This window comes from Parabacteroides sp. HGS0025 (assembly GCF_000969845.1).
In the GTDB taxonomy this organism is placed as follows: Bacteria; Bacteroidota; Bacteroidia; order Bacteroidales; family Tannerellaceae; genus Parabacteroides; species Parabacteroides gordonii.
In genome coordinates this window covers 1,089,194-1,108,812 of record NZ_KQ033902.1, presented here as the reverse complement: position 1 = coordinate 1,108,812, position 19,619 = coordinate 1,089,194, and the positions used below count along the sequence as shown (strand labels likewise).

Here is a 19,619-nt window from a genome sequence, read left to right as displayed (position 1 = left end):
ATACACTAGATAATATATTAAACAATCATACAATTCAGTAAAAGGTATAGTGAAGAGGGGACTCTACAACTGTCCGGTTCGGGAGAATAGGATAGTATCTATTATATAGCAAATAATATGTATCAGATAAAACGATTTATTCTATGATTAACCTGTTGACTAAAATACGCGATTATGTAAAACTTCTCCTCCCAAACGATCAGAAGCCACTCCTTTTGAGCAATATACAACCCGATCAGAAAGAAGTAGCAAGCGAAAACACCGGCTTTGTATCCCCATCCGAAAACATTCCGGCAGAAAATAAACAATCTTCGCAAACATATACTGATAAAGAATGTGACTTCATCATTGAAGCACTTAAAAGCCTGTCGCCCGAATATTTATTGATCATATCGGAAATGAGAAACTTACTGAACTCCGATCTGAAGAAAATAGTATTCCATGCACTGGCCACAAAGTTAAGCATCGAAGAGGTTGCGGGACATTTAGGCCTTACTCCCCGGAAAGTTAAATGTATATTCCAGGAAGCAATTATGGATATAAGTATCCAATCCGGATTTGTAAGAGGCTACCTCGATAATGGCGTTCAAAAAGACATAGAAATCGACACATTACACTCAAAGATACAATTGCTGAAAGATCAGTTAATGGCGGAAGGGTGGAAAGCGAATTGACCTACCACCCAGAAGTAACTTAACAAAACAACTTCACCGTCGCCGCGCCGATCAGCAGCCATCCCAGCAGGTTGCCGGGAGTTAATGGGGGCGGTTGTTTTTCCGGTTCGCGGCTTCCGGACGGATGATCGACAGGATCGCCCCGATGGCCGCCAGGGCAACTTCCGTTTGCGACAAGAGGATCGACAACAGTGCTGTCAGCCCCAACCACGGGATCGCCTGGCTGGCAGTGCCTCCCTTTCAGCCCTTGCGGGAAAAGGGTATGCACCAATGACAACAGGAATTTACAAACAATACGAAGAGCATTCATACACTATTGATTTTTTTAGGGATAAAACAAAAGATATTCAACACACCGGTGTCTTGATCAACTTACCGATCGCCGACGAAAGGTTGTCGAGCAAGCGGCAGTAAACGGCCCGGTTATCGCCGTTCACCTCACTGATATATTTGCTGTACGCAATTTCACGGGCAAAAGCAGCGGGATAATAACTAGCCGCGGCAGCCACCGGATAAGCCGTAGCAATGAGCCGGGCATAATCGAAAAAGCTACTCTGCGTATCGGCATACTTACGGAACGGCAATCCACCCTCCGACAGTATTACCTGGTAACCGTGCCAGAATTCGTTGGACGGCCCATATCCGGTGATACCGAACAAATTGCGATGCTGTTTCGCCAGATCGCTCTCCCCCCAACCCGACTCGATAGCCGCCTGTGCAAGCATGATTACCGGATTGATACGGAACCGTTTCTCCGCCGCTTCGGCTTCAGGAAGAAAACGTTTTACAAATTCATATTTTGTCATAAGATAGTATGATTTTATATAGCACAAATATCACAAAACACTTGACTTTCATCCGATATTTCACTATATTTGGGTATAGTAAACATCAAAAAGACATCGTATGAAAACAGAAGAACAAACCGTCGGATCCGACTACGGAATAGAACGTTCATGGGGATACCAGGAACTAGCCATTCTCTATTTTCCTCATATCAAACCGGAGAGTGCCACCCGTCAACTCGGCCGCTGGATCAGCGTCAGCCGGGAACTGATGTCCCAGCTGACTGCCAACGGATGGAAACCCGGCCGTAAGTTACTGACCCCGAAACAAGCCGCCTGTATCTTCCGCCATCTGGGCCCTCCCGGATGCTGACAGGCGGCCTCCGCCGCTACTCGATTACCGGACGGTCGTCTTCGCCACCACCACCGGACGAACCACTGTCCTCCTTATCGAGCATCATACGCTCGACCTTCAGCTTCTTGGCCAGCTCCAGCAACGCTTTCCCCGGACGGAACGTGATCCTCGGCCGCCTTACCATATCCGGAGTAAACTCCTTCTTGGTACTCGACCCCTTACTTCCCAATACCGCCTGGAAATATCCCAGGTCACCCAGTTGGATGGTCTGCCCATCCTGCAATTTCTGTTTCACCACAAACAAAAGACCATCCAGCACCAGCTTCACATCCCCTGCGGTTGCCGCCGAACGGTCGGCGATAATGTCACAAAGCATTGTCAAATCGCACATCCCGTTCGAACTGCTCGCCGCATAAAACAACTTCGCATCAGCCGCAGCGTCTTTGCTCATATCACGCCTTAATACCAATCGATACTTTACCGACATAATCCTTTCAATTAAAAAGTTACTGACTCCGTTTCTTACTCTCTCTTGTAATATTACACTGTAAAGGTACGGCAGCCCGGAAAGCCTCTGTCCGCCATTGTCGGCGGTTGTACTTCCCTGTCGGTATTTGTCGGTATTTGCCGGGTAAATAAGGCTATTTACATAACAGCCAGCGTTCGTCGAGCACCGGCGTACGCGACAAGGAAGCCGTTAAACCGGCCTGTACGGAGAGGTGGCGGGAAAGGCGTTCCAACAGTTCCGTATGCGATCCGTGCGTTTCCTTCAGCAGCCCCGTCAGCCGGGATGTTTCGGCCAGGATACGTTCTTCGTAATATTCCAGGCGGAAATACTCGACCAGGTCGTGGCAAACGGCCTCCTCCGTTTCGCTCAGCAAAGAGGGCGGAACGCCTGCCGGCAAGGGTAAATCCGGTAAGACGGCGGAGAGTATACCGGTCAACAGCCGCTCTGTGGACGGTATCATAGAAGACGACAAGCCCATAGCCGTAAAATGCAGCAGATTGCGGTAGACCTCCGACGTGAACGGCAGGTCATCCTCCGCAAGCATACGTTCCACATGCCGGGCCGTCTCAGGATGTTTCAGGCAGAAAGCCAACAGGCGCTTCTCGCCGATCCCCACCCGCTCTGTCAATAATTGCATATACCGGTAAAAGCCGACACATCCCAGCCTGCGGAACAACTCGTCGGGGTCTTTCGCCGTAGGCAACCGCAGGCTGCCCAATTGCAATCCTCCGGGCGGTTCTTCCAGCAGACGAACCGTTGCCGCCTGCCCTGCCGTGTCGTTGTCGAGCAAAAGCACCGCCCGGTTGCAGAAACTATGCAACAGCGCCGCCTGCCCCGATGTAAAAGCCGTCCCGCCCAAGGCCACCGTATTGGTAAAACCGGCGGCATGCATGGCCAATGCATCCTTATACCCTTCGGTCAGGTAAGCAAAACCTTCCAACCGGATAGCCGCTGCCGCCCGGTGGATACCGTACAACATCCGGCTCTTGTCGAACAACCCGTTATTCGCCGAATTCAGATACTTGGGAGTGTCGGAAAGCTCCCCGGCCTCCACACTGCTATCCACCCGCCGTGCACCAAACCCGGTAAGTATTCCGTCGGCATCGTACACCGGGAAGATGATCCGTCCGCGCATCGCCCTGAACGGCTCCGGAACGAAGGCCGGGGCAAGTCCCACCCCGAAGTCGAGCCAGGTGGGAGACAGTTCGCAGTGTCCGGATGCAACGGGAAGCAACAAGCGCAGGAAATCGTTATTTTCTTTGATGATAACAGACCGTTTCCGATCATCAACCGGAGTAACCTTTCCCTTCTCGGAAGGGGAAAGGGGGTGTGTCGACGGCTTACCGACAGCCTCCTGCGGTGCCAGAATTTTCACCGCCTCCGCAAACAGACAATGCTCGAACCCCATCACCAGCCCGATCACATCGCCCCCCGCCCCGCAGGCATGGCATTTGAAATACTGGCCGCCTACATGAATGCCCAGCGAAGGATGATGGTCGTCGTGAAACGGACAAAGCATCTTATAATTCACCCCGGAACGATGTAACGTCCCATAACGCGCAGCCACCTTCTCTATCGGGTTGGCCGCTTTCAATCGTTTTATATCCATGATTTTACTTTTTATACGGATAGATCTGTGTCAGGCTGTCGTTGTAGCGGAAACGAACCTCGCCCGTACCGCCGTTACGGTTTTTGATGATGAAAAGACGGCCTACGCGATGGTAGGACTCGTGGGTCACGTTGTCGTAAAGCTCGTTGTACTGCTCCGGGCGGTACACCATCGCGATACTGTCGGCAATCTGTTCGATCTCGCCGGAGTTGCGCAGGTCGCTCATCACCGGGATATGGTCGGTACGCGTCTCGCAGTTGCGGTTCAACTGGGCCAATGTCAGGCAAGAGACATCCAGCTCCATAGCCAGCGTCTTGAGTTTTCCGGCCGCCTCGCCCAGCGCCAGATCCATCGTGTCCTTCACTTCGGCACGGTCGGAACTGACATTGATCAGGTTCAGGTAATCGATAATGACCAGATCCAGTTTATGCTTACGGTTCAGGATCATGCAACGCGCCCGTATCTCCGTCAGCCCGCTGCCGCTGCAATAATTGAGGAAGAGCGGCAAGCGGTGAAGCTCGTCAGCCGCCTTGTCCAACCGTCGGCGGTCGTCGTCATCCAGCAGCTTGAAACGCAGCTTATCGGGCTCCACACCGCTCAGCGTGCAGAGCAGGCGGCTGATCAGCTGGCGTTCGGTCATCTCCAGGCTGAACAGGCAAACCTTCTTCCCTTGCCGGGCGGCCGACAGAGCCATGTGAAGCGCCAGTGCCGTCTTTCCCATTGAAGGGCGGCCGGCCAGCACAAGCAATTCCCCTTTATAGAGACCTCCCAGGTAATGGTCGAACTCGTCCAGCCCCGTGCTGATCTGCAACTGTTCGCCGGCCCGCCGCCGTTCCTGTTCGTGATAGATCTCCGCCAGCACCCGTTCGCCCACTTCGGCCACCGTACGGGTCGTGCTATGCACGGCAAATTCTTCTTCCAGCTTCTCCAGATCCTTGTGCGAGGCATTGAGCAGGGCCGTCACGTCCACCCCCGGTTCGTGCGCTTCGGCAATACGGGCGGTCATCCGCATGATCGCCTGGCGCAACACCCAGCAGCGGATCACCCAGGCGGCATAGGTTTTGATGAATGCGGCATTACGCACCTTCAACAGTCCGTCGGCAATGAAAGCCAGGCCGTTCAGCTTCGCGGTATAGTCCGGATCGAGCCGGCGCATTTCGCGTTCCACGCTCAGCATGTCGATATCCGCCTCATGCTGGTAAAGTGCCAGCATCGCCCGGTAGACCAGGCAGTAATCGGGATTGGTAAACATTTCCGGACGCAGGCGGTCGCCCACCTCGCAGATGGCGGCACTCTGTGCCAGGATAGCTAATACAACAGCCTGCTCCATCTCTTCGGAAGAAGGCATACGGCCCGCGTTGTTCGCGTAATTCCCGGCAGCCACACTGACAGTCGCCGGCGGGACTGTGTTTTTCGTTTGTTCGTTTTTCATGACACTTACTCTTTAAATCGTTTATAATTCGGCCGTTCTACAGAGCGTCCCCCGAAGGCGGCATCTCCGGGGCGGGGAACTTCTTCCTTCGGAACCGCCGTTGCATCCGTCCCCATCTCCACCCGGAGGGATCGTACGAATGTGAACCGTCCTTCATGGCGTATTTCAAAATCCCCTTCTTCCTCCAGGCGTTTGAGCACTCGGCCGATGGTTGTCCGGGGGATGCCTGTTTTCTGCTCCAACTGCCTGACGGTGGTTATCCACTCCCCTTTGCGACAGGTCATCCGCCGCCTGTTCACCACCACCACCCCGTCGGCAAAATAGAGATGCCTCAGCAAACAGAGATAAACACCGGCCTTGCTCCGCCGCACCGGGTCGTCGGAGTAAAGGTCATCCAGTAAAAAATGAGGGACACGCAAAAAGCCGTTGCGCCTGCTCCCTCTCCCGTTCTTTTGTAGTTCCTGACATTTCATTTTACCCGTATTTAAGTTGAACAATAGGCTACGTATAGGTGGGACAATCGGCGGAATAATCGCGGGACGATCTCAGCTATGAATAAGAGATTTATTTCCAATCATTTAAACCATGCAAAAAGAGAACTGCGGGACAATCATGGGACGATCGGCGGGACGCCTTATATAATATAATAAGAATATGTAAATAAGATTACCTTCCGAGGTTTTCTCTTTTTCCGTTTTAAATAAAGATCACAGAGGCAAAGGTAATGAACCGGGGAAGGCGAAAGAGTATGATTTTATCGCAGGGAAGGGCCGTAAAACAAGAGGTATCCGGAAGAAAGGCAGCCGGAATTCATATTCTTATTTATTATAGAAACTGAGGTAAAGGCGTGTTACCAATCTTTGTAATGCTTCAACTTTTCGTGAAGTCTATTCGTCAGGCGCGTATCTGCACGCAACTTTCTCTGTAGCGTAGACAGCGCAAACCCTACATCGAAAACGGCCTGAAGATTTCTTGCCAGATGATCTGAATGACAATCCATTACCCCTAACGAGAGCGAGGCATGCATCAGGTCGATAAAAAACTCGCGGTGGTTTACTTTTATCAATTGATGATCTAAAATCAGGTCGGAACATCCGCAAGGCCCGGCTAATTGTTTTCCGTAGGTTTCAAAGAAAAGATGAGTAAAACGTATCTTCTTCGGATCGTCGCCGCCATCGGCCGACTCTTGCAGGAACCGGGCGCAATCCTGCAAAAATGTCATACTTTCTTCCATATTTTTAACTTGCTGTTTAAATCGAGCGAAGGAGCGATAGTATCCCCCGCAAAGGTGCGTTATTATATTTTCCATTCGACTGTTTATGTATAGCCGCTTTCTTCCGGAACCATCAAACAGGTAAAGGTAAATGACAATCATACAGTCTGTTAAATTTTTTGTTGACAATTTCGTGACAAATACGACAAAAACGTTTTTGTCGCATGACATGATAGTGGTAAATGTGGTAACACAGTAGTGCTAAAGGAAACAGGACTATAGTGTTATCTTAAACGACACTATAGTCCTACTTAAAAAAAGTACGGCAAACTACTTTTCAACGAGACATTTTCTTCATCCACGATAATTGTTTCCACGGATAAGGACCGTCGTTGTTTTGAGGTAGTCCCGGGGTGCTTCTTCCCTCTTCCACGTAGCGGATGAGCTGGTCGTGCAGGCGGCGGGCTATTTCGGGATTGGCACCGTAGACGTTACAAGTCTCTCCGGGGTCTTTCTCCAGATCGTAGAGCTGGCATTCGAGGGTACCTTCCTGCGGTTTGCGCGGCTCGCTCCAACCTCCGGAATAAGAAGAAAGGAGAAGCTTCCATTGGCCCTGGCGAATGGCGAAAGAGCCGTCAATGGAATGGTGGACGATCGCTTCGCGGACAGCCAGGCCCGTTTCGGGGGCGGTCAACAGAGGAAGGATATTGTAACTGTCTTCGGCCTCATCGTCAGCCAGTGGGTAGCCAGTGAGGGTGGCAAAGGTCGCCATGAAGTCCGTCAGGCAAATCGTCTGATCCACTCGTCGAGGTTCAGACTGTGCCGGCCAGCGGACAATACAAGGAACATGATGTCCGCCTTCGAAAAGATCGGATTTCATTCCACGGAAAATGTAGCTGGGGTCGTGGCCTTTCCGACCCAGCAGTTCGAAATCGGCACACGGCGAGCAACCGTTGTCGGATGTGAAGACGACAACGGTATTATCAGCAATTTTATTCCTTTCCAATACATCCAGAATACTACCTACCACGGCATCCGACTGCATAACGAAGTCGGCATACGCATTCAGTTTCGACCGGTCGGCAAACTCATCGGTCGGCACGATCGGCGTATGGGGCGATGTGAGCGGAAAATAGAGGAAGAAAGGCTTGTCGCCGACCGCCGACCGGTCAATATACTCCATCGCCTTCTTTTCTATCGTGGGTAATACATCTTTCATCTCCCAACCTTGCAATCCCCGCCCCGCACGGCTGTCCATATTCTGGTTGACCGGATAATACGTATCGGGCACCCCGTCCGTATGCCGATTTTCTATAAAACAATACGGAGGATAGTTGGGAGCATCGACCCCGAAGAAATAATCAAAACCGACATCGCAAGGCCCTCCGGTAATCTCTTTCGTGAAATCAAGATTATATTCATCCGGCTTGTCTACCGGCATCTTTCCGTCTTTTGTGGGGAAATTAAAACCAAGATGCCATTTCCCGATGCAAGCGGTGCTGTATCCCTGGTTACGGAGCATACTGGCCATTGTGGTGCGACCGGAAGGGATCAGGGGAGTATCATACCAGTGCAATACACCATTCTTCAAGATAGAACGCCAGTTGTAACGCCCCGTCAGCACGCCATAACGTGTCGGTGTACTGACGGCCGAACTCGAATGGGCATCACCGAAGACAACTCCTTCAGCGGCCATCCTGTCAAGGTGTGGAGTCTTGATCTTGCCGTTTTCATTCAGGTAAGAGAGGTCTCCATAACCCAAATCATCGGCCAAGATAAAGATGATGTTCGGGTGTTTCTTATCCCGGGCAACCATGTTCAGGGACATACCGGCTACAAAGCATGAGAATAGAATCGTTTGTGCTTTCATTTTATGTTCTTTTAGTTCACTTTCTTCAGAGGGATTTGTACATTAAACGAGCTTCCGTCGTATTTCTTGTTCAAGTCGTCAACGGAACAGGCGGAATATAACACCTGCGGATCGTCGTTTTCATCCAGAAGTAGCTGCGGACGTTCGAGGCGATCGACCTTCACCGTATCGCCCGAGGCTAGTAGCAGCTCTTTTTTCATAAACAGAGAGTTTCCAGGTAGCTTCCAGTCGATACCATCCTCCGAATACATGATGGCCAGGCAGGGACCAGACTGCGTGAAATGTCCGGTGAAGTCTTTAAATACAGCATAGAAAAGATGATCTTTCCGGTTATACCACACATAAGGATCTTCGGCTGAAAGTTTCTGCCCGTCAGTCGAAGGCAGGTCGAACACGATGGTATCCAGCGGGACGAAAGGTCCCACCGGTGAGTCTCCGAGCGCAACTCCGTGCACTCCGCGCCAATGCGGATCGTACAGGTTTCCTTTGAAGTAAAGAAGGTATTTCCTGTCTGACGGACGATAGACCACCGAGGGGTTTACCACGATGATGTTGTCCGGCTTCGGCCGGGTTCCTTCGGGAGACGGGTCGACTATATCGTTGGGTTTAACCCTTGTCCGGGGGGAGAGCAGCGGGGTTTTGCTTTTCACGAACTCGCCTTTCAGTAATTTGTCGAACGAATCGAACTCGAGGACACCGATACAGAGCATCTGCTGGATACGGCTTCGCTGGTCTAATGTGTCGGCCTTCGATTTTACAGGCAGGTCGCCGGCGTCTTTACCTCCTACATAATAGAGGTAGTATTTATTGCCGAAGCGGCGAAGATGCGGATTCATAACGGTCTGTGCATCCCAGGAAGAGGTGTCGGACGTAAAACCGTCCGCATTCAAGAAGAAGTCCAGTTGCCTGAAACCACCGTCAGGGCGGTCGGATACAGCCAGTCCCATCTTGGAGCCATACACCCAGGCATTGTTGAACGGATGCTCTCCGGCTTCGGGAGCCGAATAAACCATATAATATTTCCCGTCTTCTTCTGATTTCAGGACGGAAGCCCCCCACATGAAATGTCCGTCAACACTAAATGCGGAAGGACCTTCGCCGACCAGGCTTTCTCCCTTTTGAACAATCCCGATGTCAACCGGCGATGCCTCATAACTGCAATGGGGTACATTTGCTTCCCGGCAACCGACAAGCAAGGTGATAATACTAATACCTATTAATTGTTTATACATTGTTATATATCTTTTACTTATCATTTAGATGCTTCTTTCGGATAATTCGGGCTGTAAAGCAATGTTTTATCCCGTTTGACGAGTTGCCCGTTTTTAACAAAGCCGTCTCCTCTTTCCTGGAGGTGCTGCACCATCTCCTTCCGCATTTCCGATAATTGTTTCCGGTAGCGATCTGTTTTTGCCAGATCTTTCTTCTCGCCCGGATCGGTTGTCAGGTCGAACAATTGTTCTTCGCCGGAGTGCATGAACCAGATGTATTTGATCTTACCGTCGGTCAATGCGCACCAGTAGTTATCGGGCGAATAACAGGTTGCATGCTCCAAGTCGATGTATTTCCGCCATTCATCTTGTTTTCCGGTAACCAGTTTAAGCAGAGATTTTCCGTCCATATCAGCAGGGACTTCTCCGCCGGCTATCTCCAGGAAGGTGGGAAGGAAGTCACGCAACTCTACCGGTTGTTCCACTTTGGTTCCCGTCTTTATTTGTTTAGAAAGGGAAGAGGGCCATTTCACGACATAAGGCACTTTGGTCGACCCTTCATAGGCATAGGTTTTACGCCAATGATAGTGGTCGCCCAGCATATCACCGTGGTCGGCAGTAAAGCAGATCAATGTATTGTCGTACATTCCTCTTTCTTTCAATGCCTTGATAATCTCTCCGATTTGGTCGTCGATAAAAGTGACATTAGCATAATAGTGCCTGCGGGATTTGATGGCATATTCATCGCCCAAGTTGGCAAATGCCGCATCTTTCTTCACCTGGTCAGGTTCTTTGTGTTCAGCATATTTACCGCACCAGTCGCCTACCGAAGGAGCAGGTATATCGGCATTCTTATACATGTCGAGATAACGCTGCGGCGGATCATACGGACTGTGAGGACGGGCAAACGATACTTTCAGGAAGAGGGGTTGATCGTTGTCATAATTACGGATCAGTTCACAAGCTGTCTGTCCTGTCCAGGCCGTGGGATGCAGTCTTTCATCTAATTGGTACACACCGGCGACATGGTCGTTCCAACCGATACCAGTCAGGTCGGGATTTTTACCCGGTGCGTTTAGTTGGAACCATTCGCGGTAATCGCTTATGAAATCAGGACTTTCACTGCGTCCGCTCTCATCGACTAATGTTGCATGGAAGCCGTGCAATGTTTTCTGTGGAAACCAGTGCATCTTTCCAATACCGAACGTATAATATCCCAGTTCGCGCAACATCTTCGGCATCTCGTACTTATATTCGGTTGCCACCTGGCCGTATCCCAGCATCCCGTGGTTCCAGGGAGACAGGCCGGTCAGTAGGCCGGCACGTGCCGGAGTACTGCTCGGGGTTGAAGAATAACCGCTGACAAAGAGTGTTCCCTCGTGTGCCAAGCGGTCGATATTCGGAGAGATCACCGCTTCGTTACCCATGCAATGCAACGCGTCTCCGCGATGCTGGTCGCTCATGATAAAGACGATATGAGGCTGGCGGGTTGCTTTTGCGGGACTGATAACCGTTTCTTTCCATCCCGTTTTCTCCGCTTTACCTTCAGATGACTGAGCCAATGAATACCCGTTAAAGCCGACTCCTGCCACTAACGAGCTTTTGATAAAATCACGACGTTTCATACTATTTATTGTTTTTCAGGATATAAAAAACACCTTTTAAAGAATAAGTAAAGATAACCAATGTTCTTATCTTATAATCCTATTCTTTAAAAGGTGCATTCTATTATTTACCAGCCAGGATTCTGTTGCAGTTCCGGATTCAGTGTAATTTCATTTGTCGGGATACAATTCAGATAGTCCCTTTTTTCATCGAACTGATATCCGTTCGGTATCGATTTTTGAAAAGGATCCATAAAGCCTTCGCTATCTATCGGTGTAACGATCGGTTCCGACCATTCGTCTGCTTTGAAAGGGTATCCCTTAGGTCGTTTACCCTTAAATAATTTATGGGCGGCCCAACGGCGATAATCGTCAGAACGGAAACCTTCACAAGCCAATTCTACACGTCTTTCTCTGCGGATTTCGTACAATTCATCAGAAACCGGATAACCATAATCAATCTTTTCCACAGCCGACAGGTTTTGCGGAGTACTGAAATCGGGCATGCCAGCACGTTGTCGGAGGAGGTTAATCGATTTTGAATAATCGACATTACCGTCCAGTTCATATTTTGCTTCTGCATAATTCAACAAAACTTCCGCATACCTGAAGATGATAGCACCGGTTTGCGATGCGCCTCCGAAACCGGCACCTGAACCATCCGACAGGGGATCGACCCCTTTCCGTAACTGGAATCCGGTAGTATTCATAAATTCACCGGAGTTATCTAGGTAAGGTTTCTGAAATATGTTCTTACCATATTGGTTATTATCCCACATAACATCTCCCGGAATCCAGATCGTTTGTTGGAGACGACTATCGCATTCCGTGGCAATCAATGAGAGGTAATCGCTACCTTTAGTCTGGCCGGCAGCCTGCTTGTAATCATAAACTCCACCGTTTTTAGCCAGATATGAAGATACAAGATCCAAAGTCACATGTGCGTTGTTGGTCCCAACAGTCAGATATGACAAACAGTTGTGGGCCATGTTGAGTCCTTTATCATAATCTTTCCATAGCAACACCTCCTTGATCGGTTTATAATCTTCACGGCCCATCAAATAAGCATAATCTTCATCTGGCTTACCGGTAGAATAAATACCGACAGAATATTTACCAGGAGACATCAATTCTTCAGCTGCTTCTACTGCCGCTCTGAAATACTTATCGGGATCTGCATTGGCTGTAGCAAAGACCGTACCTTTATGATATTTTTGCCATGTTCCTTCAAATAGGGCAACCCTCGATTTAAACAACAAGGCCGCTTCTTTACTCAAACGGTTGCTTCCTCCGGGAGCTTCGGACAATGGAGACAAGTATTCAATCGACTTATCCAGACAATATAATATAGAATCAACAACTATTGTCCGAGAGACACGCGGCGCATATAATTCAGGAGAATCCATTTCCAGGGTTTTCGAAAACCAAGGAACGTCTCCATAGGCTTTTACTTTCTCAAAATACAAATAGGCTTTGAAGAAATAAGCTTCACCCAAAAAATGACCGTATTCGTTGATATCATCCTTACAGTTGGAATAATTATCGAAGAAAAAGTTTACCGATCGTATTTTATCCCATTCCCAATGTCCGTTACCTTTTGAGGTCACTACCGATCTTGAATTATTCAAAACATCGTTCGGATTGGTGGTAATCATATTATCGGAACCTTTGTTGGCATCCCAGCCGAAAGTGCCAAGATAACCACCTTCGGCACCGCCTCCTGTGAAGGAAGGAAATACCGTATAGAACTGTAATGTATAATTTGCCAGATCTTTTGATGTGCTCCAATAAGAATCATTTCCGATCTTGTCCAGCGGAGCTTTATCCAACAAGCCATCGCAGGAAGAAAACAACAGGGGGAGGCTGGCAATACTTGCTAATATAATCTTTTTCATTTCTATCCTTTTTAAAATTGTAAATCTATACCAAATGCAAACACAGATTGGGCAAAATGAGACTTGGAATCTCCTCTGGCTTTACTGTCAGTCAGTTTTTTAGCTGTCTCCGGATCCATTCCTTTCGGGAATCTTCCGGTTATGGTGAACAAATTCTCTCCGGTAAAGAAGAAACGTACTTTCTCCATTTTGATCTTCTCCGTTATATTTTTAGGCAGGGAATAACCGAACTGCAAGTTCTTCAAACGAAGATAGGCTCCATTCTGAAGATAACGGGATTGAGCCTGGTAGTTTTTATCTTTTTCATTAGACAAATAAGGACGGGGAAAATAAGCATTCGTATTTACACCCAAACCTACATATTTTTCTGATTCCACCTCCCGATAATAATCCAGATGTTCGGGGAAGATAGAACATTGTGCCCAGGAGTCGAACCCCCAGAACATATTGCCGGTAAGCCACAGATCGCGCTTGGCAACTCCCTGGAAAAATATCGACAAATCAAAATTTTTATAATCGGCACCCAAAGTCAGACCGAACTGATATCGGGGAGTCATATTTCCTATTACTTTCAGGTCACCGTGATCATCGAGTGTATTTTTGCCTTTGTCGATCACACCGTCATTGTTTCTGTCTACATATTTTACATCACCGGTTCTCCAGGTCGGATAGAAGAAATGCTGTGATTTACTATCCATGATTTGTTGGGCTTCTTCATCCGTTTGGATCAGTCCGGCGGTTTCAAATCCCCAGATTTCACCAACTTTCATTCCTTCGTAATTAGTAGTCAATATCTTTGTCGGGTTGTTATATTTCGTGATTTCACTTTGATAATCGAACAACATTGCACTGACAGAATACCCCAGTCCGCATTCCAAACGGTCCCTCCAAGAGATATTAATTTCCCAGCCATTGGTTTTCATAGTCGAGTTATTTTCGTTAGGTAGATCAGCTCCGATAACACCCGGTAATGCCCTAGCCGGCCCCAAGCGGTTTTTTGTCAGTCGTTGATACCAGTCTGCATTAATTATCAAACGATTGTTCAATGCTCCCAGGTCGAAACCGATATCGAATGTCTGTGAAGTTTCCCAGGTCAGAGACCGGTTGATGAGGGGAGGTACTTCGGTATAAACCGGACGCTGTCCGTCAATCATCCATTGCAGTTGGGTTTTGATACCTAATAAAGGTAAATCCTGATAGGCATCTACATTCTGATTACCTAATTGTCCCCAGGAGGTACGGATCTTAAGTGTATTTACCTTGTCTGACCATTTTTCCCAAAAGTCTTCACGGGCAACATTCCAACCTGCTGAGAAGGAAGGGAAAAAGCCCCACCTGTTGCCTTCAGCAAACTTGGAAGTCCCGTCATATCGTCCGTTCGCTTCAAACAAATACTTTTCTTTATAATTATATCCGACTCGGAAGAATGCACCAGCTGTAGCCCAATGTTCCATTTCATCCTCCAACTGTATATCGCCAGTCGAAGTAGAAATCGAAGGCACTCCCGGAGCAATCAAGTCATTCTTTCGTCCCCAAAGAGCTTCATTCCGTTGTGTTTCATACTGCACACCACCCATCACCGTAAAGTTATGCTTCTCAGCCAAAGAGAAATCATAGGATGTATACATATTCGTACTTTGATACAAATTATTTCTCTGACGCTTGGCTACATAAGACGGCACTGTCGTTGCAAGAGGTATCATCGTTCCGTCTACCATATCTTCATAAGCCGTAAAGTTTTCCGATGTAAACTTCTGGGCATTCAGGCGAATAGAATAATCCGCATTGATCGTCCACCCTTTAAGCGGAGTAAAAACCATTGCAAAACGTTGCGTCAAGACATTATCTATCGTTTTATCTGTTCCTGCATCTTGTGTCCAGGGTATTTTAGATTGTCCCGGATGTACGCCATTCGGAGTCCATTTGGCTTGTGTTGGGTAAGTACGGGCAACCTGATGGAATAGCAGTTCATAATCTCCCTGGTTGTCGTAGTTCGGTTTTTCACGGTTAGCCACTTCAAAACGGGTATTAGTAGTGAACTTCCACCACGATGTCAAATCAACATCTAATTTTGAATTTATATTAAAGCGTCTGTACGTATCTGTTCCGTAATTCAGGATACCATCATCATAAACATGGCCTGCTGAAACAAAATAAGCAGTCGTTTTGCCTCCCCCTCTGATACTTACATTTTCCTGATTCCTCAACCCCGAACCATAATATTCATCGAACCAGTCATAGTTGGCATTCGAGCCTTTTACATTTTCCCATACGCTTGGATTCGTTGCACTCGGAACTGTTTCCGGTAAACTAGGATCATTCTGGTAAGCAATGATGCGGTCGATCGTTTCATTTGTAAAGACCAATCCGCCACCATTTGTACCCGCCTCATTCATCGCACGGGCAAAGGTATACGAATCGACCATAGTAGGCATACGGTGCGGCTTGGCTATAGAAACATTCGCCGATACGCTTACCTGGGGTTTGGTTTCTTTTCCTCCAGATTTCGTTGTGATCAGGACTACCCCATAAGGAGCACGTGCTCCGTAAATAGCTGCAGCGGCAGCATCTTTCAAAACAGATACAGATTCAATATCATTCGGATTCAGCCGGTTCATATCTCCTTCTACTCCATCGATCAATACGTATGCACTTCCCTGTCCTCTGATCTGAAAATCAAGATCGGCACCAGGCTCGAAGCCATAGTCTCCGGCTGTAAAATTTACGCCCGACACTTGTCCCTGCAATGCTTGGCTAACATTAGTTACCGCCCTGTTCTGAAGTTTATCTCCTTCTATCGCTTCAACGGCTCCTGTCAGATTTACTTTTTTCTGTGTACCATATCCAACAACCACAACTTCATCCAACGCCTGTGAATCTTCCTTCAATGCAATAGTCAAATCCGAACGGTTGCCTACAGCAACGTCCTGCCCGATATAACCAATATAAGATACTTGTATTACAGCGTTATCGGATACTGTCAAACTGAACTTACCATCGATGTCCGTTATTACTCCGTTGGTCGTACCTTTCTCTATAACGTTTGCACCGATAACCGGCAACCCGTTTTGATCGTAAACAACGCCTGCTACTCTTTTTTCTTTACGACTCTGTTGAACACCTTGTTTCTCTGTCGATAAGATAATCTTTCTGTCTATAACCGAATAAGATACATCTGTACCGGCAAACACCGTTTCCAGCACTTTAAATATATCGCTTTTCTTGGCTACGACAGAGACCTTTCGATCCAGGTCGACATGTTTGATATTAAAGAAGAAAGAGAAGTCGGATTGTTCCTCTATTTCATCCAACACTTCCTTTACCGTTTGGTTCCGCATCTCCAGATTCACAGTGGCTTTCTGGGCATAGCTGCCTGATGCTTGCGCCAAACCTATGGAACATAATAGTAAGAAGACTGATAACTTCATAACTCTCGGTATTTTATTTAAAATAAACCGCAGAAACTCTGCTACCCAATACTGTTGGGTATTAAAATGTTTTTGCATAACTTTGTACTGATCTAATTAATAAAGTGATTTACTACTGCTTGTCTCCAAACAAGCGTTTTAAATTAAGTCTTTCCATCCGGTGAAATACTCCAATATTTCTCCGGATGTTTTTCTTTAAGGTGCTCTGCTTTCCATGATTTTTCCAAATTAGATTAATAGATTTCAATTCTCGTTCTCTCATTCGTCGTATCCCGGGTATCCAGGTAACGCCATTTTATATTCGATGATATTTTGAAGATTTCCAATATACGTTCCAAGCGTTGGTTGGTAAAGGAGCCGTTGAATGCTTCTCCCCGGAGGCGGTTATTAGATAAAACGAAAGTGACGTTAAACCGCTTTTCCAACATCCGTAATGCTTCCGGTAGCGGGGTTGCCTGGAAGATGATCTTTCCGTCTTTCCAGGCCGTTTCTGTCTCGCCGCTCGTTTGGATCAGTTTTACCTGCGAAGAAGTTGTATCATACATCAGCTTCTGTCCGGGTTTCATATCCACCGTGGCAGGTTGTTGGTTCTTCTGGTAGGCAAAGCGTACTTTTCCTTCTACCAGGGTTGTGGAGATAAACGAGTCCCGCTCGAACGCCTCTACATTGAATGATGTTCCCAATACTTCAATCTGTGTATGATGGGGGCCTGAAACGATAAAACGATGTTCGGGGTCTTTCTGTACTTCGAAGAAGGCTTCCCCTGTCAACTTCACGTCCCTTTTGTCTTTGCTGAAAAAGGAAGGATAGGTCAGAGAAGATTCCGAGTTCAGATAGACTTTAGTGCCATCCGGAAGATCGACGGTTGTTGTCATTCCCGGATTTGTTTTCACTTCTATCATCTGTGCGACCTCAGTTGGAGAGGGAGTAAAGTTCTGAATAGCGAAAGCGATAAGAAGAGGGATAAAAAGAATAGCTGCCGCCCGCTGTACCCAGGTAAACCAGGTTACATGCGAAGGAGCCTTACTCATTTTACGGCTTACGGAAGCCAATGCTTTCTCCATATCCACCTTCGACTCCATCTGCACCGTCCCCATGACCTGGTCGATGGTATACATTTGTTTGACAATCCGGTAATTTTCATCCGACTGCCCGATCCATTCCTCCACCATCCGGCATTCCTCTATCGTTGCCTCACCGGAACAATACCGGGGAAGGAGCTCTTCTATCTTATCTCTATTGAATGTTTCCATCTTCGTTTTTATGCCTGTTTATATATTAGACAAGGGAAGTCGGACAGATTACTAAACGGAATAGCACTTTTTTTTATATTTTTTTTCTTCGGCAAAAAAACTATCTTTGCCGTCAAGGAGAAAATAGTATGAAAAACACCTCACAAGCGATAGAAGATACACGCCTGCTCTCAGCCATGCAACATGGAGATAAGAAAGCTTATGGTACTTTGTTCAGGAGATACTATCCGATATTATGCACGTATGCGAATCGGTTTGTGAACTTAGAGGACGCGGAAGAGATCGTGCAGGATGTCATGTTGTGGTTATGGGAAAACAAAGAGACACAGATGTTCAATACCTCTTTCAGTCAATACTTGTACAAGACGGTCTACCACCGATGTATTAACCAACTCACTCGCCAGCAATCGCAACTGCGGGCAGAGACACGTTTCTATGAATATATGCTGGAAATGCTGCAGGATACCGATTTCCAGCAAACAGAGGAATTGAAAAAACACATCAGCCAGGCAATACATGCCTTACCGCCCAGTTACCGGGAAGCTTTTGTGATGCACCGCTTCGAGAATAAAAGCTACAAAGAGATTGCCGAGATCCTGCAGGTTTCCACCCAAACCGTAAATTACCGGATCCAGCAATCCTTAAAACTGTTACGGGTCAGCTTGAAAGATTATTTGCCATTGATCTTATTCCTATTTCCCAAGAACCTGCTTTCATGAAAGCTTACCGAATAGCCAGCAGCAGCGCCACCACTTCCGAATAATTCTTCTGGCCGGAAGGAATATTATTACCTTTCAGGAACCAGTTGTAGGCTGTATCCTGGATCTCACCGACCAGCGGACTGTATAAGGCCTGCCAATAAGCGACTTTTTGATTATACATTTCCTTTACTTCCGGGGAGATCGTTTCTGTCCATTGCTTAAATTCTTCTTCCGGCAATAGTTGATAGGCATTGCCTAAGACATAAGACAGCAGGCCGAAATAACCTGAGAAACGTATTTCCGGTACCGCTGAATGCGAGCAGACCAGAAAACCGTACAGGTTGGCTTCCGCCTCATTGGATATTCCCAACACATGGGCCATTTCATGGGCATAGGTAAAAGGATACTGGACAGCCAATAAGTCGCGGTTCAGGTTAAACTCATTCAGGAAGGGGCCCATATAACCCAACACACCTACACTGCTCATCATCGGAGAGATCAGCATCGGTTTGGCACGCAGGTGGCCGGACGGCTTGTTCATCCCGAAACGTCCGGCTATCTCCTCATAGCCCAGTCTGGTTTCTTCGGCTACCAGTTTAGGATCAATCTTCTCAAAGGAAATATAAGTGCTGTTTAACGAATCTGTATATGCCGTAAGAAACGATCGGAAAGCCTCTTCGGAATAGTCTACATAAGGTACTTGCGCACGGGTATAAAAGTCGGCTCTGAAATAGTTCATCCCCCAGGCCAGATAGAACCAGGCATATACCCAAAGCAAGTATTCAGCCATCCGCCCGAGCGTCCTCAGCCACGGACGGCGCTTCACGATCGCATAAGTCAGATAGACGATCAAGCCGACAATACTTCCATAAATAAAGCAATCGCCTACCGAAAAGGGGAAAAGAGAAGAAAAGCGGGATAAGACAGCCGATATCACCGGATAAACCGTACGGGCATACCACTCTCCTATGGCAGGAAAAGACATTACTATCCGGATGAATACCAGTAAAATAGCCAGGATAACCCAGCGTAAACGTATCTTTTTAATCAGTTCTGTTACCATTATCATGTAAACAAAGAT

At 47.6% G+C, this 19,619-nt stretch carries 17 protein-coding genes; 3 read left to right on the top strand and 14 right to left on the bottom strand.

The window, feature by feature from the left end; translation table 11 throughout:
• The first annotated feature begins 143 nt into the window (after positions 1 to 143).
• A complete protein-coding gene (locus tag HMPREF1212_RS03920) occupies positions 144 to 674 on the top strand; it encodes a hypothetical protein (RefSeq protein ID WP_052724911.1) in 531 nt (176 codons plus the stop codon).
• A 19-nt stretch (positions 675 to 693) separates the two neighbouring features.
• Here the strand turns inward: HMPREF1212_RS03920 and HMPREF1212_RS03915 are convergent, their stop codons facing one another.
• Positions 694 to 984, bottom strand: a complete 291-nt coding sequence (locus HMPREF1212_RS03915) for a hypothetical protein (protein WP_046148499.1) — start codon at positions 982 to 984, stop codon at positions 694 to 696.
• 37 nt (positions 985 to 1,021) lie between these two features.
• Complete coding sequence (locus HMPREF1212_RS03910) at positions 1,022 to 1,480, bottom strand: glucosaminidase domain-containing protein (RefSeq protein ID WP_028726181.1); 459 nt, start codon at positions 1,478 to 1,480, stop codon at positions 1,022 to 1,024.
• Between the two features lie 100 nt (positions 1,481 to 1,580).
• Between HMPREF1212_RS03910 and HMPREF1212_RS03905 the strand changes: the two genes are divergently transcribed.
• Positions 1,581 to 1,832: a DUF4248 domain-containing protein gene (locus HMPREF1212_RS03905; RefSeq protein ID WP_044191296.1), complete on the top strand. Its 252-nt coding sequence runs from the start codon at positions 1,581 to 1,583 to the stop codon at positions 1,830 to 1,832.
• A 16-nt stretch (positions 1,833 to 1,848) separates the two neighbouring features.
• Here the strand turns inward: HMPREF1212_RS03905 and HMPREF1212_RS03900 are convergent, their stop codons facing one another.
• The 11 genes from HMPREF1212_RS03900 to HMPREF1212_RS03850 form a co-directional block, all read right to left on the bottom strand.
• A complete protein-coding gene (locus tag HMPREF1212_RS03900) occupies positions 1,849 to 2,301 on the bottom strand; it encodes an HU family DNA-binding protein (protein WP_028726179.1) in 453 nt (150 codons plus the stop codon).
• A 154-nt stretch (positions 2,302 to 2,455) separates the two neighbouring features.
• Positions 2,456 to 3,931, bottom strand: coding sequence for a CHC2 zinc finger domain-containing protein (locus HMPREF1212_RS03895; RefSeq protein ID WP_046148498.1), 1,476 nt, complete (start codon positions 3,929 to 3,931; stop codon positions 2,456 to 2,458).
• A 4-nt stretch (positions 3,932 to 3,935) separates the two neighbouring features.
• Complete coding sequence (locus HMPREF1212_RS03890) at positions 3,936 to 5,363, bottom strand: replicative DNA helicase (RefSeq protein WP_046148497.1); 1,428 nt, start codon at positions 5,361 to 5,363, stop codon at positions 3,936 to 3,938.
• A gap of 5 nt (positions 5,364 to 5,368) precedes the next feature.
• Positions 5,369 to 5,836, bottom strand: a complete 468-nt coding sequence (locus tag HMPREF1212_RS03885; protein ID WP_147337514.1) for a hypothetical protein — start codon at positions 5,834 to 5,836, stop codon at positions 5,369 to 5,371.
• A 377-nt stretch (positions 5,837 to 6,213) separates the two neighbouring features.
• Positions 6,214 to 6,597 carry a hypothetical protein gene (locus tag HMPREF1212_RS03880; RefSeq protein WP_225607919.1) on the bottom strand — a complete coding sequence of 128 codons (384 nt, stop codon included), beginning with the start codon at positions 6,595 to 6,597 and terminating at the stop codon, positions 6,214 to 6,216.
• 316 nt (positions 6,598 to 6,913) lie between these two features.
• A complete protein-coding gene (locus HMPREF1212_RS03875) occupies positions 6,914 to 8,446 on the bottom strand; it encodes a sulfatase family protein (RefSeq protein ID WP_028726176.1) in 1,533 nt (510 codons plus the stop codon).
• A gap of 11 nt (positions 8,447 to 8,457) precedes the next feature.
• Entirely contained in the window at positions 8,458 to 9,678 is a 1,221-nt protein-coding gene (locus HMPREF1212_RS03870) for a glycoside hydrolase family protein (protein ID WP_157316946.1), read from the bottom strand.
• A gap of 20 nt (positions 9,679 to 9,698) precedes the next feature.
• Positions 9,699 to 11,282, bottom strand: coding sequence for an arylsulfatase (locus tag HMPREF1212_RS03865; RefSeq protein WP_046148496.1), 1,584 nt, complete (start codon positions 11,280 to 11,282; stop codon positions 9,699 to 9,701).
• A gap of 107 nt (positions 11,283 to 11,389) precedes the next feature.
• Positions 11,390 to 13,156, bottom strand: coding sequence for a RagB/SusD family nutrient uptake outer membrane protein (locus HMPREF1212_RS03860; RefSeq protein ID WP_052349760.1), 1,767 nt, complete (start codon positions 13,154 to 13,156; stop codon positions 11,390 to 11,392).
• A gap of 11 nt (positions 13,157 to 13,167) precedes the next feature.
• Entirely contained in the window at positions 13,168 to 16,584 is a 3,417-nt protein-coding gene (locus HMPREF1212_RS03855; protein WP_046148495.1) for a TonB-dependent receptor, read from the bottom strand.
• Positions 16,585 to 16,817: 233 nt separating this feature from the next.
• Positions 16,818 to 17,837: a FecR family protein gene (locus HMPREF1212_RS03850; protein ID WP_046148494.1), complete on the bottom strand. Its 1,020-nt coding sequence runs from the start codon at positions 17,835 to 17,837 to the stop codon at positions 16,818 to 16,820.
• Between the two features lie 128 nt (positions 17,838 to 17,965).
• Between HMPREF1212_RS03850 and HMPREF1212_RS03845 the strand changes: the two genes are divergently transcribed.
• Entirely contained in the window at positions 17,966 to 18,556 is a 591-nt protein-coding gene (locus tag HMPREF1212_RS03845; RefSeq protein ID WP_046148493.1) for an RNA polymerase sigma-70 factor, read from the top strand.
• 4 nt (positions 18,557 to 18,560) lie between these two features.
• On the opposite strand, the gene HMPREF1212_RS03840 is transcribed toward HMPREF1212_RS03845, so the two are convergent.
• Positions 18,561 to 19,607, bottom strand: a complete 1,047-nt coding sequence (locus tag HMPREF1212_RS03840; RefSeq protein WP_046148492.1) for a DUF3810 domain-containing protein — start codon at positions 19,605 to 19,607, stop codon at positions 18,561 to 18,563.
• Positions 19,608 to 19,619: the final 12 nt, after the last annotated feature.

Bases quoted from the DNA above. Each gene is read 5' to 3' on its own strand.
- HMPREF1212_RS03920 (WP_052724911.1), top strand. From the start codon at position 144: ATGATTAACCTGTTGACTAAAATACGCGATTATGTAAAACTTCTCCTC.
- HMPREF1212_RS03915 (WP_046148499.1), bottom strand. From the start codon at position 984: ATGAATGCTCTTCGTATTGTTTGTAAATTCCTGTTGTCATTGGTGCAT.
- HMPREF1212_RS03910 (WP_028726181.1), bottom strand. From the start codon at position 1,480: ATGACAAAATATGAATTTGTAAAACGTTTTCTTCCTGAAGCCGAAGCG.
- HMPREF1212_RS03905 (WP_044191296.1), top strand. From the start codon at position 1,581: ATGAAAACAGAAGAACAAACCGTCGGATCCGACTACGGAATAGAACGT.
- HMPREF1212_RS03900 (WP_028726179.1), bottom strand. From the start codon at position 2,301: ATGTCGGTAAAGTATCGATTGGTATTAAGGCGTGATATGAGCAAAGAC.
- HMPREF1212_RS03895 (WP_046148498.1), bottom strand. From the start codon at position 3,931: ATGGATATAAAACGATTGAAAGCGGCCAACCCGATAGAGAAGGTGGCT.
- HMPREF1212_RS03890 (WP_046148497.1), bottom strand. From the start codon at position 5,363: ATGAAAAACGAACAAACGAAAAACACAGTCCCGCCGGCGACTGTCAGT.
- HMPREF1212_RS03885 (WP_147337514.1), bottom strand. From the start codon at position 5,836: ATGAAATGTCAGGAACTACAAAAGAACGGGAGAGGGAGCAGGCGCAAC.
- HMPREF1212_RS03880 (WP_225607919.1), bottom strand. From the start codon at position 6,597: ATGGAAGAAAGTATGACATTTTTGCAGGATTGCGCCCGGTTCCTGCAA.
- HMPREF1212_RS03875 (WP_028726176.1), bottom strand. From the start codon at position 8,446: ATGAAAGCACAAACGATTCTATTCTCATGCTTTGTAGCCGGTATGTCC.
- HMPREF1212_RS03870 (WP_157316946.1), bottom strand. From the start codon at position 9,678: ATGTATAAACAATTAATAGGTATTAGTATTATCACCTTGCTTGTCGGT.
- HMPREF1212_RS03865 (WP_046148496.1), bottom strand. From the start codon at position 11,282: ATGAAACGTCGTGATTTTATCAAAAGCTCGTTAGTGGCAGGAGTCGGC.
- HMPREF1212_RS03860 (WP_052349760.1), bottom strand. From the start codon at position 13,156: ATGAAAAAGATTATATTAGCAAGTATTGCCAGCCTCCCCCTGTTGTTT.
- HMPREF1212_RS03855 (WP_046148495.1), bottom strand. From the start codon at position 16,584: ATGAAGTTATCAGTCTTCTTACTATTATGTTCCATAGGTTTGGCGCAA.
- HMPREF1212_RS03850 (WP_046148494.1), bottom strand. From the start codon at position 17,837: ATGGAAACATTCAATAGAGATAAGATAGAAGAGCTCCTTCCCCGGTAT.
- HMPREF1212_RS03845 (WP_046148493.1), top strand. From the start codon at position 17,966: ATGAAAAACACCTCACAAGCGATAGAAGATACACGCCTGCTCTCAGCC.
- HMPREF1212_RS03840 (WP_046148492.1), bottom strand. From the start codon at position 19,607: ATGATAATGGTAACAGAACTGATTAAAAAGATACGTTTACGCTGGGTT.